The sequence below is a fragment of the Chitinivibrionia bacterium genome (genome assembly GCA_009779925.1).
In the GTDB taxonomy this organism is placed as follows: Bacteria; Fibrobacterota; Chitinivibrionia; order Chitinivibrionales; family Chitinivibrionaceae; genus WRFX01.
This window is the reverse complement of sequence record WRAZ01000007.1, coordinates 59,958-73,839: the sequence shown is the minus strand read 5'-3', so window position 1 is coordinate 73,839 and position 13,882 is coordinate 59,958. Positions and strand designations below refer to the sequence as shown.

Sequence of the window (13,882 nt, the reverse complement as noted above, 5' to 3'; positions counted from 1 at the left end):
AGTTTTCCTGCGGCGCAGGTGGCGTCGTTCTTGACAATTTTTGAAATGCGAAGAATAACCGCAGGCGAACTCAAAGGGTTTCGCTCCGCGTTTTTGGAATTAGGGAAAAAGCCGAATTTGGGCACGCAACACGCCATAGATTGTTGTGGAACGGGCGGCGACCGAAAGGATACTTTCAATATTTCAACATTGTCGTCGCTGATAGTTGCGGGGGCGGGCTATCCCGTCATAAAACACGGGGCGGGGAGCGCTTCGGGAAGTTTCGGGAGTTCGGATATTATGACGGCTTTGGGCTATAAAATGACCGACGACGAAGATATTCTCAAGCGCCAACTCGAAGAGACTAAATTTTGCTATCTTCATTCGCCGTTTTACTACGGATTTATGAAAAACATTGCGCCAATCCGCAAAGATTTGGGCATACAGAATTTCTTTAATATGATTGGACCTATCGTAAATCCCGTTCAGCCGAAATTTCAGTTTGTGGGCGTTTATTCGTTGAGGGTTGCGGAGTTGTATCATCAGATATTGTCGCCCGAAAGAGAATATTTAACCATAGTTCATTCAAGCGACGTATTCGACGAAATTTCACTGACGGCGGATTTTCACTTAATTACTCGCGATACATCGGATTTAATAGAGCCCGAAGCAATAGGTTTTAACAGAATTTCGCCGCGCAGACTTGTAGCGGCAACCACCCCCGAAGAAAAATTGAAGCAATTTGTGGACATTTTGGAGAATAGGGGAACGGTGGAGCAAACCGACGTAGTTCTCGTAAACGCCGCCGCGGCGATAAATACAATAAACGAAAAAAATGACTTGCGCCAAGCGGTTGACGAGGCAAGAGAGGCGCTTGTTTCGGGGAAAGCACGGGCGGTGTTGGAGAAGTTGAGGAAATATTGAAGCAAAATTAAAGGCAAACTTTTCGAGCTTTGCCTTTTTTCTGCGCCAAATATTATATTTGCATAAAAACAGGAGCAAAAACGGATGGATTTATTCGAGTCATCGACGCAACATCTTCTAAAAACTCGCTCGCCGCTTGCGGACAGAATGCGCCCAAGGGTTTTGAGCGAATATGTCGGACAAAAGGATATTTTGGGCGAAGGACGACTTTTGCGCCGAGCAATCGAAGCTGACCGTCTGTCGTCTTTAATTTTTTACGGACCGCCCGGTGTCGGAAAAACCACGCTTGCCCGAATTATCGCAAATACGACAAAGTCTTTTTTTCTTACAATAAACGCTGTTTTGGCAGGAAAAGCCGAAATTGTGCAAAGCATAGAAGAAGCGCAAAAGGAGTTTAAGTTTCACGGCAGACGAACAATTTTGTTTGTCGATGAAGTTCACCGTTTTAACAAAGCGCAACAAGATGCACTGCTTCCGCACGTGGAAAGCGGTGTTTTAATTTTAATAGGCGCAACTACTGAAAATCCGTATTTTGAGGTCAATAAGGCGCTTGTTTCGCGTTCAAGAATTTTCCAACTCACGCCACTCAACGACGATGATTTGCGCGATATTCTTTTTATGGCGATAAACGACCCTGTGCGCGGCTTCGGCAACAAAAAAATAAAACTTGAAAACGGAGCGATTGCGCATTTGTGTAATTCGGCAAACGGCGATGCTCGCTCGGTGCTGAATGCTATAGAATTAGCCGTAGAAACCACCGCCGAAGACGACAACGGCGAAATATGCATTACCAGAGAAATTGCCGAAGAAAGTATTCAAAAACGCGCAGTGTTATACGACAAAGACGGCGACGCGCATTACGATATAATTTCGGCGTTTATAAAATCAATGCGCGGAAGTGATCCTGATGCGGCGCTCTTTTGGCTTGCCAAAATGGTTTATGCAGGCGAAGACCCGCGCTTTATTTTCCGTCGAATGATAATTTTTGCAAGCGAGGACATAGGACTTGCCGACCCGCACGCTCTCTCGGTTGTTATGAGTTGCGCCAATTCTTACGACTACATAGGAATGCCCGAAGGAAGATACCCGTTGTCTCAAGCGTGTTTGTATCTTGCCACTGCGCCCAAAAGCAACAGCACAATGGGATTTTTTGACGCACTCCGTGCGGTAGAAGTCGAAGACAAAGCGGACGACATTCCCAATCACCTGCGAGACGCAAGCCGCGACAGTCAAGATTTCGGACACGGCAAAGGTTATCTGTACCCGCACGCTTATCGCGACCATTGGGTTAAGCAACAATACTTACCAGACAATCTGCAAGGAAAAAAATTCTACGAGCCAAGCGACCAAGGATACGAGGGAACTATAAAATTGAAACGAGACATAACCCCGCAATCAGATATGTCTCTTCAATAATTCATAAAACTTTTCTAAATCGGCGATATTTACGTATTCCTCAGGTTTGTGGGCGAGTTTTATGTCGCTTGCGCCGAAATTTATCGCGGGAATTCCTGCCGCACTGAGTTGTGCAATGTCTGTCCACGCTTGCATAATTTCTTTTTCGGCTAAGCCCTTCAAAAAAGCGTCCGTTTGAACGTCGGGAACAAAGCAGGCATCTGCGCAGTCAATTTTTTTTATCCAACTTTTGTCTATTATTGAAAGTACTGCTTCTTTTGCGCTGTCGGGCGTTCGATTTGGCGAAAATCGGAAATTTATTGTCATATTTGCTTTCGGTGGAATTATGTTTGAGGCGTTTTCGGTGGTAAGTTGTGTTATGTTTATTGTTTCGTAAAACGGCAAACCGTTAATTTCTTGAATTTTGTTTAATTCTTTGTCGAGTTCTTCCACTTTTTGTATGATTTTTGCTGCCTCGCTTAACGCGTTTTTTCCCTCTTTCGGATTTGCCGAATGCGCAGAAATCCCCGGAATTTCTAATTTTACATTCATTGCTCCCAAGCAGCCAACCGAATATTTTGAGCAAGTCGGCTCCAAAATGTATGCAAAATCAATATTTTGTAATTTGTTTTCCGCCAAAAGCCGCGTAATTCCGTTTGGTTGCGGTCCTTCTTCGCCGTCATAAAATACAAAAACTATATTATAAGACGGATTTATAGCGCCTTTTTTAACGTCGTGTAAAATTTTTAGCGCACAGGCAATTCCGCATTTCATATCGCAGGAGCCAAGTCCTATAACGTTGCCGTTTTCGATTTTTGCTTGCGTTTGGGTTGGATGGCTTGGCGGCACTGTGTCCAAATGTCCGACGAGTGCGATAGTTTTATCTTTGCCTGAATTGAGGCGCGCCACCACTGAATTTACTACTCGTTCTACAGTAAGTCCGTTTTTTTTCAAGGTATCGCCAAGCACGTCGGCAATTTCTTTTTCGTTTCCGATTACCGAGTTTATTGCAATCAAATCGGCAGTTAAATCGGCTAAGCTTTTTGAAATATCAAGCATTTTATTCTCCGTTTTTGCGAATTTCGCGTTTGTGTTTTGTGGCAAATATTATTTTTCTTCAACCAACAAAATATTATTTTTCCACAACAATAAAGTAAGATAAGGAGATTTATGTTAAAAAAAAGTATGTTTTTATTGATATTTGCCGTATGGACAAGCGTTTTTGCAAGCGGCGTAAACTTGGAAGTTAGCGAAAGAAGAGTAATGGGAACAGCGAGGGGACTTGCTGAAGACAAAAATAATTTGCAGAGACAAGCAGTTGCAAATGCAAGAGGCAATGCGGATATTTTGCTTGAGCCCAATTTTTTCCTTGAGCAAGACGGCGACTCAATCTTGGTGACGGTGACTGGACTTCAGGCGCGATATGTTGTTGCAAAAACGGGAATAGCCGAAGCGGTGATTTTGCCTGCGGAAGTAAATGCAGTAAAACCCGTCGAAACAAAAGTTGAAGCGCCCAAAATTGCAAGAGATTTTGGCTCGGGAATTTACGCATCGATTAAAGCGCAAACCGCAATTCCTTGGTCGTCGATGGGCGGAAATTTGCAAATAGGATATTTCCAAAACAGAACATTCTGGGGATTTGATTTCAGTATTGGTAAGGGCGCTGAAAGAAATAGTTGGAGTAATGATACTATAATAAATTTAGACGACTACTATTTTATGAGCGGTGGTTTGTCTTTCGGCGGTCGAATAAAACCCAACGATTATTTTCAGGCGGTTTTGGGCGCAAGCATCGGCGCTTTTACAAAGTTTGAAGATGACGTAATAGAAAGCGGCAACAAATCGAACGATTGGATCGATACTCGTCGTCGCTCAAGAGAATGGGTTATGGCGCAGGGACCGTTTGCAAAATTTATTTTCGGTTCGGGCAATCTTAAATTTGAAGTTTCAAACAGAGCGGTTTTCGGGATGGGATACGGGGCGTTTATTATGGAAGCAGGGGTAGTTTATGCGCGTTGAATTTTCTTTGTTTTTCTTCGTATTAATTGTGTTTTGCACATATTCCGCATTTGCCGAAAGCATTTCTTTTGTATCGGCAGAATTGCAAAAGGACAGCGTAAAAGTTATAGGGCGCGCAAGAGGACTGATAACAGAAAAAGAAATTTTACAAGAAAAAGCAATAGCTTCTGCGCTCGAAAATCCTGCCGACATTTTGATTGAAAGAAACTTTTTCTACGAAGAGGACGGCGACTCGCTTTTTGTGATGGTAACGGGGTTTCCTGCAAGATACACTAATGTAGTCGCTCTGCCAATTTATGAAATTTCAGCGATTTCTGCTGTTGTTCCGACGTCGAATGAAAATTTGGCGGTTTTGCAACAAGAGGCGAGAGAACCTCTGTCGGGAATGTATATTTCGCTTAAAGCGCAAACCTCCATTCCTTGGTCGTCAATCGGCGGAAATTTTCAATTGGGATATTTTGTCAAAAATAGGTTTTTCGGCATTGACTTTGGCATAGGCAGAGGCGATGGGGACGAATATGCTTATTTAGATCGACAAGTTTTAGATGAAAATAATCCGATTTTTTATAGTGGTGCATTTTCTTTCGGCTCACGCGTAGGAACAAGTGATATTTTAAATGTTGTGTTAGGCGTTAATTTAGGTGCTTACAGCAGATTAAACTTGAAAGAGACAGACAGTCTCATACAGCATAATGGGTCGAATTATTACTATATTCGCGAACGAGAAATGGTTTTTGGAGGCGGTCCTTTTGTGAAATTTCTTTTGAGACCCGTTCCGAGAGGAAGATTTTGGTTTGAAGTTGCAACGAGATTGGTGTTGGGGCTTCCTCAAAGAAACTTCGATATGTATAGTGCTTATAATATTAAAGCAGGAATAACTTACGCTCCGCCGAGATTTTCTGCGGTAAAAAGATAGAGGAGGTGTTTTATGTTAAAAAAACTTTTTTTGCTGATTTCAGTAATGACAATTTCAGTTTTTTCTGCTGAGTTGTCCCAACGAATATTTGCCGAATTGCAGGTAGATACCGTAAAAGTTATGGGGCGCGCAAGAGGACTTGTGAGCGAAAAAGAAATTTTGCAACAAAGAGCAATGTTTGCCGCGCTTAAAAATCCGACCGATATTTTGGTTGAAACAGACTTTTTTTACGAGGAATTCGGCGATTCGCTTATTATAACGATAACAGGATTTTCGGCGCGCCACGTAGTTATCGGCAGATTGCCGGAAATTGCAAATATTTCGATAGATACACCGTTAGCAGGAACTGAAACAACGACGCGTAAAAGTTCAAGGAATTACTTTTATTTCAGTGCAAACTATGTGATGGCTCGTCTTAATGCGGAATATTATTCTGAATATCGTTCAGATTTAGGAAGATGGACTTACCAAGCCTTTACTGAAAATCTGAGGTCAAAAAAGTTCAGTTGGGAAATCGGCGGAATACATCGTCGCGGATTTACAGCTCACGGAATTTTTGATGTTGGCGATGAAACCGGTGGGTTCGGTGCATTTTTGGGCTACACAAGCGTTAGGCTTCAAAATAAAATATTCAGGCTAAAAGGCGGAGCTGAATTAGGAATTTGGCGAGAAGAATTTAGTCAGAATAAACCGTTGAGAAATACTCCGAGAATAACTGCGGATGCATACACATTCGGAGGACCGAGCATTGCTTTGCTTGTAGGACACGAACCTATTTTTCTTTCAATAAGCTTTAAAACACATTACGGATTTTATGACAGCGAGGTCAGAGGTATGGACTACTACGGTGAGTTCGGTTTTGCTTCAATTCCAAAATGGAATATCGGCATTGCAGGAATTTTTTGAATTCTTTGACGGGGGAATTTCAACAAGGTAAATCTTGTGCGCTTTTGCTCTGTGGCATAACGTATTTTTACCCCGATAAAAACCAAAAAATTCAAAAAAAGGACGAAAAATGAACGCACTCAAAGAGTATCTTTCATCTGAAAGCGCACAAAATTTGGACGCGGGAGCGGTTGCGTATATCGCCAACCTCGAAAAAACAGCTCAGGTTTGCCCCGAAATCGCAAAGGCGACCGTAAATGAATTGGAATTTCAAAGAACGCGCCTTAAATTGATTGCAAGCGAAAACTACTGTTCGCTTTCCACGCAACTTACAATGGGCAACCTTTTGACCGACAAATACGCCGAGGGTTTCCCTTTTTCGCGTTTTTACGAGGGCTGCGACAACATCGACACCATCGAAAATATTGCTTGCGAAAAAGCGAAAGAATTGTTTGGCGCAGAGCACGCTTTTGTTCAGCCTCATAGCGGCGCGGACGCTAATATGGTGGCGTTTTGGGGAATTTTGCAGGCGAAAATCGTCGTTCCCGAATCGGAAAAATTACCAATTAAAAATCCTCTTGCAATGTCGCACGAAGACTGGGACAGTATTCGCGTAAAATTGGGCAATCAAAAACTTTTAGGTCTCGATTTGGCGGCTGGCGGACACCTTACGCACGGTTATCGCTTAAATATTTCGGGAAGAATGTTTGACGCGTATTCTTACGGCGTAAGCGAAAAAGACGGACTTTTGGACTACGACGACATCGAAAAAAAGGCTATGGAAATAAAGCCGTTGATTTTGCTTGCGGGATATTCTGCTTATCCGCGAAAAATTAACTTCAAAAAATTCCGCGAAATCGCCGATAAAGTCGGTGCGGTGCTTATGGTCGATATGGCGCACTTTGCAGGACTTGTTGCAGGAAAAGTGTTTACAGGCGAATACGACCCCGTAAAATGGGCGGACGTTATAACGACTACAACTCACAAAACGCTCAGAGGTCCTCGCGGCGGAATGGTAATGTGCAAAAAAGAATTTGCGGAATATATGGATAAGGGTTGCCCGCTTGTTTTAGGAGGACCGCTCGCGCACGTTATGGCGGCAAAAGCGGTAGCGTTTACCGAAGCGTTAAAACCGGAATTCAGGCAATACGCGCAAGGAGTTGTCGCCAATTCGGCGGCTTTGGCGCAGGCGTGCAAAGAAGAGGGAATGGAAATCGTATCAGGTGGAACAGATAACCATTTATTCTTGATTGACGCGCAAAAATCATTCGGACTAACAGGACGTCAAGCGGCAGGCGCGCTTTTTGAATGTGGAATAACGCTCAACAAAAACTCAATTCCGTTCGACAAAGAAAACGCGCTTATAACAAGCGGACTTCGCGCAGGAACAGCAGCTGTTTCAACGCTCGGAATGGGTGAAAGTGAAATGAAAGAAATTGCAAAACTTTTCTCGCTTATTCTCAAAAACACAAAGGCAGGCATTGTAGATAAAGGCGCAAATGCAGGAAAACCAAGCAAAATAACATACATAATTGACGAAAAAGTAAAGGCGGACGCAAAACAAAAAGTGGAAACGCTTTTGAGTAAATTTGTGCTTTATCCCGAACTTGATTTGGAATTTTTGAAGAAGCATTTTGGGTAAAAAATGTTTTTGTTTCAAATAATCAGGGCGAAATATTTTCGCCCTTTTTTTATTTATTCTTCATCGTAATCGTCTTCTTCGTTTTCCCCGTAGTTTTCGGCATTTTTTGGTTCGTTGGTAGTTGCGACTGCTCCTTCTGCGGCGGCTCTTCTTGTTGCAACAGCTTCCAGTACTTCCTCATACATCCGCCAACGCGCCATTATGTCGCGAACATAATTGAAAGGCTCGTATCCTCTAACAAAACCGTGCCTGATGTATGGGCGATAAAAATATCGCGGATTGGAAAGTTTCAGTATTGCCTCTGCCACATTGCCGTCCCAAACGTTGGGATTTAAGCCTAAACTCCTCGCAAGGCGTTGTGCGTCTCTGACGCTTCCCGGTCCTGCATTGTATGAGGCGAGCATAAATTTTATCATTTCTGTGGTGTCTGTCATATCGCGCCAAAAATGGTTGTAAAGCCACTGCAAATACATTGCTCCTGCGCGTATGTTTTGGGCGGGGGTAAGCGTTTCGACATTCGGAAATCCCATATCTCTGGCAGTGCCCGGCATAAGTTGCATTATTCCGCGAGCGCCCATCCAAGATACGGCGGCGTTGTTGAAACGCGACTCCTGATACGCAATTGCCGCAAGCAGAGACCACGGCATAAGCGGCGGAAATTCGTTTGCCTGAAAAAGCGAATCGTATGGCGAAATCGCTCCTGTTTGCAATACAAAAAAGTCGCTTGAGCGTCGCCTTGCATACATCTGCGGATTATTGTAATATCTGTTATATATTATATTGAAAATCGGTCTTCTTCTGATATTTTCCAACCAATTATCGACCGCTTCTTTAAGTTCGGGACTGCTGTGCCTAAATGCCCAACCGAGCCGATGCGGAAAACTTACCGCAACCGAAACGTCTATGTTTCCGTGATAAGCTCTGTTCAAAAGAGCCAAGTTTTCATCGGCTACTGTAAATTCTGTTTCGCCGCGGCTTACCATTCCAATTAAATCTTCTTGCTCGAGAGGGGAGAGGTGCAAGTAAATTTCACCGCCTATTTCGTCCGACAAATTTTGCAAACGTCTGTGATGGGCGCTGTTTTCTTGGACTGTTATTGTTCTTCCGATTAGCTCGATAGGGTCAGAAATAAGATGTTCCCGCATTTGTCTTGCGTTCATAAATCTGTGGTTGTCGGGCAATCGCTGAATTAAAACCTGCCGTGTTGTGTTGTGCGGCTCCGAAAACAGAATGTGCCTGCTTTTTTCGCGGGTTATAGGCAAATTAGCGGCAATTAAGTCGCCTTCTCCTTGTTCCAGCAATATAAAAAGCGAATCGTGAGTTGATGGTATTCTCATTTCGAGTTCAACGCCGATTTCTCGAGTGAAAAGTCGCAACAGTTCATATTCATATCCCATAGGTCGTCCTCTGTAAATGAAGAAACTGTTCGCATTGAAACGTGTAAGTGCAACTAATCTCCCGCGGCTTTTGATGCTGTCCAAGTCAATATGAACGTGGTCGGACATTACGAAATCATACTCTTCGTCCTTTGTCGCTTCGTGTCGTTCAAGCCAAAGCCAGACCCACAAGACAAAAATCAAAACGCCTAAAAGTATGTTTCGCATATTTTCTCCTCTGTTATTTTAATGATAAAATATATATTTTAACGAACAAAAGGCGATTTTTCTGCAAATTTAGTGTTTTTTCTTGTTTTTCGTGAGCGCCGAAAACATATTTTAACTGAAAATGGAGGGCGCAAAAATGATTATCGGAGTTTCGGGATACACAGGAAGCGGAAAAAGTACGGTTGCGGAATATCTATGCAAAAAATATCCGCATATTTCTCTGATTGACGCCGACAAAGCCGCACGAAAACTTATGCTCGAAAACACTCGACTGATTTCTGATGTCGGCAATGGCTTTGACGTTGTCGAAAACGGGGCGATAAATTTTGGCAAACTCGGTAGCATAGTTTTTGAAAACGTCGAAAATATAAAGAAACTTAATTCGATAACCTTTCCTTATATTATACCCGAAATAAAAAATTTGCTCAAATCAACGCAGGCGGCAATAATTGACGCTCCGCTTTTGCCGCTTGTTTTATCGCAGATAAGTGAGTGCAAATTTGCAATTTGGGTAGAAAGCGACATCGAAAAAAGAGTGGAAAGATTGCAAAAACGAACAGGGCTTGACGCCTGCACAATCAAAAACCGTATTCAAAAACAAATCCAACTTATGCCGTCCCCGTTGCCTGAGCCTGTCGAAGGCAATATCTGGAAAATAGTCGAAAATAACTCGACTGTTGAGGACTTATTTGGCAAAATCGACAAAATTTCTTTAAAATAGGCAAATCTTTTACGGTTTGCCTATTTTGCGTTGCGGCGAAACGTATTTTCCTTGCGAAAATTAACTAAAAAGCAATAAGGAGTGTATTGTGGGACAAAATTATTTTAACTGTATCCCGTTCAGCAAAAAAGTGCAGGAATTGGGAAAATGCAGATTTATGGATTCAAACGAATTTAATGGAGTTGAGAAACTTAAAGGCAAAAAAATCGTGATTGTCGGTTGCGGCGCGCAAGGACTTAATCAAGGTTTGAATTTACGCGACAGCGGGCTCGAGGTTGCATACGCATTGCGTAAAGAAGCAATCGAAAGCAAGCGCCAGAGCTTCAAAAACGCAAACGATAACGGCTTTAAGGTCGGCACTTACGAAGAACTTATTCCGACTGCGGATTTGGTGGCAAACCTTACGCCCGATAAACAACATACACCCGTTGTAAGCGCGGTTATGCCTTTAATGAAAAACGGCGCAACACTGCTTTATTCTCACGGTTTCAACATTGTTGAAGAAGGAATGCAGGTTCGCAAAGATATTACAGTTATTATGGTAGCGCCCAAAAGCCCCGGTTCGGAAGTTCGCGAAGAATATAAACGCGGCTTCGGCGTTCCAACGCTTGTTGCCGTTCACCCCGAAAACGACCCCAACGGCGACGGTTTTGAAATCGCAAAAGCGTATTGTTGCGGCACAGGCGGCGACAGAGCGGGCGTTTTGGAAAGTTCGTTTGTCGCGGAAGTAAAGAGCGACCTTATGGGCGAGCAGACAATTTTGTGCGGAATGTTGCAAACAGGCTCAATTTTGGCTTACGATAAAATGATTAAAAACGGCATTGACGCGTCTTACGCTTCAACGCTTGTTCAATACGGCTGGGAAACAATTACCGAGGCGCTCAAACACGGCGGAATTACCAATATGATGGACAGATTGAACAACCCCGCAAAAATCCGCGCGTTCGAACTTTCCGAAGACATTAAAGAAATATTGACCCCGCTTTTCCAAAAGCACATGGACGACATTCTTGACGGCGATTTCTCTCGCATTATGATGGAAGACTGGGCTGCAGGCGACAAAAATCTGCTTAAATGGCGCGAAGAAACAACTCAGACCGCATTTGAGAAATCAACAGGCAAAGCAAAAGACAGCATTAAAGAGCAAGAATATTTTGATTGCGGCGTATTTATGGTCGCGATGGTAAAAGCAGGCGTTGAATTGGCGTTTGAAACAATGGTAAACGCAGGAATTTTGGAAGAATCGGCATATTACGAGTCGCTTCACGAGACCCCGCTGATTGCAAACACGATTGCACGCAAAAAACTCTACGAAATGAACGTTGTAATTTCGGACACCGCCGAATACGGCAACTATTTGTTCAGCCACGCGGCAGTTCCGCTTCTTAAAAATTTTGTGGATAAACTTCCCGCCGACGTTATCGGAAAACCGATTGCCGGAACTGACAACGGCGTTGATAACAAAGAGTTGATTGAGGTAAACAACCACATTCGCAACCACCTTATAGAGCACGTAGGTGAAGAACTTCGCGGCTATATGACGGCGATGAAGGCGATTGTGTAAGTATTTTGATTACAAATCAGTAAAAAAGGGCGTAGAAATACGTCCTTTTTTGTTTGCGCATAACGTATTTTTACTCACGAAAGTATCACGAAAGGACAAAAAATGCTTGAACAACTTGAAAATTTAAAGAAAGAATTTGACTTGCAACTTGCGGCGGCGGCGGACAAAAACGCTGTGTTGAACATAAAGGCGCAATATATCGGAAAAACGGGAAAAGTAAGCGAAGTTTTGGCGGATATTAGGGACGCGTCTATCGAAGTTAAAAAGAGCGTGGGGGCGAAATCCAATGAAATTAAAGCCGAAATGAGCCAAAATATTGATGACAAATTACAGCAGTTTGAAACCGATGAAATCAACAAATCTCTTGCCGAAAATTGGGTGGACATAACGCTTACCGACAGCAAAAAAGACTTGGGGCTGAACGCGGCGGGCTACCATCCTGTAAGCATTGTCCAAAGAGAAATAGAAGACGTGTTTATTTCAATGGGCTTTGAAATCTTGGACGGACCGCACATCGAAGACGATTATCATAATTTTGAGGCGCTCAATATTCCCGCAACCCACCCTGCGCGCGATATGCAGGACACTTTTTGGTTTGCGGATATGAAACATCTGCTTCGCACGCACACATCTGCCGTTCAGGTGCGCGGAATGGAAACGAGAAAGCCGCCGTTTAAGTTTGTTGCGCCCGGAAAAGTCTTTAGATGCGAGGCGACGGACGCGTCTCACGAAAGCGCGTTTCATCAGTTTGAAGGAATGATGGTCGCCGAAAATGTTAGCGTGGCAAATCTTATTTATTTTATGAAAACGCTTTTGTCCGAAATTTTCAAAAAAGACGTCGAAGTTCGTTTGCGCCCCGGATTTTTTCCGTTCGTTGAGCCGGGATTTGAGTTGGATATTCGTTGCTTAAATTGCGGCGGAAAAGGCTGTTCCGTCTGCAAACAATCGGGCTGGCTCGAACTTTTGCCCTGCGGAATGGTGCATCCGAACGTCCTTAAATACGGCGGAATTGATACTGAAAAATATAACGGATTTGCGTTTGGATTAGGTTTAGACCGCCTCGTAATGATGCGCTACAAAATAGACGACATCCGACATATTCACGGCGGAGATTTGCGCTTTGCCAAGCAATTTGCGGAGTTTTAACAGTGAAGGGCGTAGAAATACGCCTTTTTTTGTTTTAATTAAAGGTATTCGTTAAAAAATAACCCTGCAACATAGAATGCGCTTTGACCGTATAGACCTGTGCTGTCGTCTGCGTAGCATTTTCCCGTGTGAGATTCGTAAAATTTTTTCATAGCGTCGTTTTCGTCGCAATTAAGGCGCTCGCTTATAAGTTCTATAACTTTTTTTAGCGTTGTCGCTCTTATTGTTCCGTGAGACATTTTTTACCTCAATTCCTCAAATCCGCAAAAACGAATATAGTTAAGAGATTTTTCTGTGCAGAAAGCATATTGATTGTTTGCCGGCATAAAAGTTAGTCTTTGCAGGGCGAAATCCATAGGCATAAGTCCGTCCACTACCGCCTGAACTGTTTCACCGACATCATCGTCGGCAATTTTTCCGAAAACAATATCAAAATCGTGCCTAAACTGTGGGTTTGACCTGCAATTTACTACAAGTTTAAGCCATTCGACGGAATAATCGCTGAATTTTTTTGAAACCAAATCTTTTGTTGCTTTGTTTTCGTCGAATTCATACACGTTTAGTATCGCTTGTTTTTCGCGAATTCTGCCTTGCCGCTTTGCCCATTTTAACGCTTGTTCATAAATATCGGTAGTATAAAACCCAAAACCGAAATCTCTGCCTTGCTCGTTAAAAATAATTCTCGGCGCTTCTACTATATCTGTTCCGCCGTGGTAAAGTTTCATCGTTTTCTCTCCAAAATTTTTTCAATGTCGTTTGTTATGTATTCAAATCCATAGCCGTGTAAAATTTCATAATCTTCGTTCAGCATTTGTAATATGCCGTTGTTTTCAAACAACTTATACACTTCGTTGCTTGGCATATTTTTTTTGTCGGCGTATTTTTCTATACAAAAAAGATTAAAAGAAAGTTTACTCATACTTAATCTCCTCTCAAGAGATAAAATACTATTTGCCGTTCAGTAAAAGATAAAAAACAAAAAAATGGCAGAGCGTTTGTTTCTGCAACTACCTTATAGAGCACGTAGGCGAAGAACTTCGCGGCTATATGACGGCGATGAAGGCGATTGTGTAATTCGAGAATTAAG

Annotated in this window: 13 protein-coding genes and 1 pseudogene; 9 read left to right on the top strand and 5 right to left on the bottom strand. The window is 42.9% G+C overall.

Annotated features, from left to right (window positions below; translation table 11 throughout):
- Together trpD and FWE23_04105 are read left to right on the top strand one after the other, a co-directional pair.
- A partial coding sequence (gene trpD, locus FWE23_04110) for an anthranilate phosphoribosyltransferase (protein MCL2844619.1) occupies positions 1–903 on the top strand: 903 nt, incomplete at its 5' end.
- 84 nt (positions 904–987) lie between these two features.
- Positions 988–2,280, top strand: a pseudogene (locus FWE23_04105) (AAA family ATPase).
- 18 nt (positions 2,281–2,298) lie between these two features.
- Here the strand turns inward: FWE23_04105 and FWE23_04100 are convergent.
- Complete coding sequence (locus tag FWE23_04100) at positions 2,299–3,357, bottom strand: M20/M25/M40 family metallo-hydrolase (GenBank protein ID MCL2844618.1); 1,059 nt, start codon at positions 3,355–3,357, stop codon at positions 2,299–2,301.
- A 111-nt stretch (positions 3,358–3,468) separates the two neighbouring features.
- Between FWE23_04100 and FWE23_04095 the strand changes: the two genes are divergently transcribed.
- From FWE23_04095 to FWE23_04080, 4 genes are all read left to right on the top strand, one after another.
- Positions 3,469–4,317: a hypothetical protein gene (locus tag FWE23_04095; GenBank protein ID MCL2844617.1), complete on the top strand. Its 849-nt coding sequence runs from the start codon at positions 3,469–3,471 to the stop codon at positions 4,315–4,317.
- Complete coding sequence (locus tag FWE23_04090) at positions 4,307–5,233, top strand: hypothetical protein (protein ID MCL2844616.1); 927 nt, start codon at positions 4,307–4,309, stop codon at positions 5,231–5,233. Before FWE23_04095 ends, FWE23_04090 begins: the two co-directional genes overlap by 11 nt.
- Before the next feature lie 12 nt (positions 5,234–5,245).
- The gene (locus FWE23_04085) at positions 5,246–6,139 is read left to right on the top strand and encodes a hypothetical protein (protein MCL2844615.1); all 894 of its coding nucleotides are present in this window, start codon (positions 5,246–5,248) and stop codon (positions 6,137–6,139) included.
- A 109-nt stretch (positions 6,140–6,248) separates the two neighbouring features.
- Positions 6,249–7,760, top strand: coding sequence for a glycine hydroxymethyltransferase (locus FWE23_04080; GenBank protein ID MCL2844614.1), 1,512 nt, complete (start codon positions 6,249–6,251; stop codon positions 7,758–7,760).
- Positions 7,761–7,813: 53 nt separating this feature from the next.
- Here FWE23_04080 and FWE23_04075 read toward each other — a convergent pair whose 3' ends face one another.
- Positions 7,814–9,364, bottom strand: coding sequence for a transglycosylase SLT domain-containing protein (locus tag FWE23_04075; GenBank protein MCL2844613.1), 1,551 nt, complete (start codon positions 9,362–9,364; stop codon positions 7,814–7,816).
- A 136-nt stretch (positions 9,365–9,500) separates the two neighbouring features.
- Between FWE23_04075 and coaE the strand changes: the two genes are divergently transcribed.
- The 3 genes from coaE (at position 9,501) to pheS (ending at position 12,795) form a co-directional block, all read left to right on the top strand.
- Positions 9,501–10,085, top strand: coding sequence for a dephospho-CoA kinase (gene coaE, locus FWE23_04070; GenBank protein ID MCL2844612.1), 585 nt, complete (start codon positions 9,501–9,503; stop codon positions 10,083–10,085).
- Positions 10,086–10,173: 88 nt separating this feature from the next.
- The gene (gene ilvC / locus FWE23_04065) at positions 10,174–11,649 is read left to right on the top strand and encodes a ketol-acid reductoisomerase (protein MCL2844611.1); all 1,476 of its coding nucleotides are present in this window, start codon (positions 10,174–10,176) and stop codon (positions 11,647–11,649) included.
- A 102-nt stretch (positions 11,650–11,751) separates the two neighbouring features.
- The gene (gene pheS, locus FWE23_04060) at positions 11,752–12,795 is read left to right on the top strand and encodes a phenylalanine--tRNA ligase subunit alpha (GenBank protein ID MCL2844610.1); all 1,044 of its coding nucleotides are present in this window, start codon (positions 11,752–11,754) and stop codon (positions 12,793–12,795) included.
- Positions 12,796–12,833: 38 nt separating this feature from the next.
- Here pheS and FWE23_04055 read toward each other — a convergent pair whose 3' ends face one another.
- Genes FWE23_04055 through FWE23_04045 form a run of 3 tightly spaced genes read right to left on the bottom strand, consistent with a single transcriptional unit; the run spans position 12,834 to position 13,714 of the window.
- Positions 12,834–13,034, bottom strand: coding sequence for a hypothetical protein (locus FWE23_04055; protein ID MCL2844609.1), 201 nt, complete (start codon positions 13,032–13,034; stop codon positions 12,834–12,836).
- A 3-nt stretch (positions 13,035–13,037) separates the two neighbouring features.
- Positions 13,038–13,520: a DUF3990 domain-containing protein gene (locus FWE23_04050; protein ID MCL2844608.1), complete on the bottom strand. Its 483-nt coding sequence runs from the start codon at positions 13,518–13,520 to the stop codon at positions 13,038–13,040.
- Positions 13,517–13,714: a DUF3791 domain-containing protein gene (locus FWE23_04045; GenBank protein MCL2844607.1), complete on the bottom strand. Its 198-nt coding sequence runs from the start codon at positions 13,712–13,714 to the stop codon at positions 13,517–13,519. Before FWE23_04045 ends, FWE23_04050 begins: the two co-directional genes overlap by 4 nt.
- Positions 13,715–13,882: the final 168 nt, after the last annotated feature.

Coding starts and splice junctions, on each gene's coding strand:
- FWE23_04100 (MCL2844618.1), bottom strand. CDS start 3,357: ATGCTTGATATTTCAAAAAGCTTAGCCGATTTAACTGCCGATTTGATT.
- FWE23_04095 (MCL2844617.1), top strand. CDS start 3,469: ATGTTAAAAAAAAGTATGTTTTTATTGATATTTGCCGTATGGACAAGC.
- FWE23_04090 (MCL2844616.1), top strand. CDS start 4,307: ATGCGCGTTGAATTTTCTTTGTTTTTCTTCGTATTAATTGTGTTTTGC.
- FWE23_04085 (MCL2844615.1), top strand. CDS start 5,246: ATGTTAAAAAAACTTTTTTTGCTGATTTCAGTAATGACAATTTCAGTT.
- FWE23_04080 (MCL2844614.1), top strand. CDS start 6,249: ATGAACGCACTCAAAGAGTATCTTTCATCTGAAAGCGCACAAAATTTG.
- FWE23_04075 (MCL2844613.1), bottom strand. CDS start 9,364: ATGCGAAACATACTTTTAGGCGTTTTGATTTTTGTCTTGTGGGTCTGG.
- coaE (MCL2844612.1), top strand. CDS start 9,501: ATGATTATCGGAGTTTCGGGATACACAGGAAGCGGAAAAAGTACGGTT.
- pheS (MCL2844610.1), top strand. CDS start 11,752: ATGCTTGAACAACTTGAAAATTTAAAGAAAGAATTTGACTTGCAACTT.
- FWE23_04055 (MCL2844609.1), bottom strand. CDS start 13,034: ATGTCTCACGGAACAATAAGAGCGACAACGCTAAAAAAAGTTATAGAA.
- FWE23_04050 (MCL2844608.1), bottom strand. CDS start 13,520: ATGAAACTTTACCACGGCGGAACAGATATAGTAGAAGCGCCGAGAATT.
- FWE23_04045 (MCL2844607.1), bottom strand. CDS start 13,714: ATGAGTAAACTTTCTTTTAATCTTTTTTGTATAGAAAAATACGCCGAC.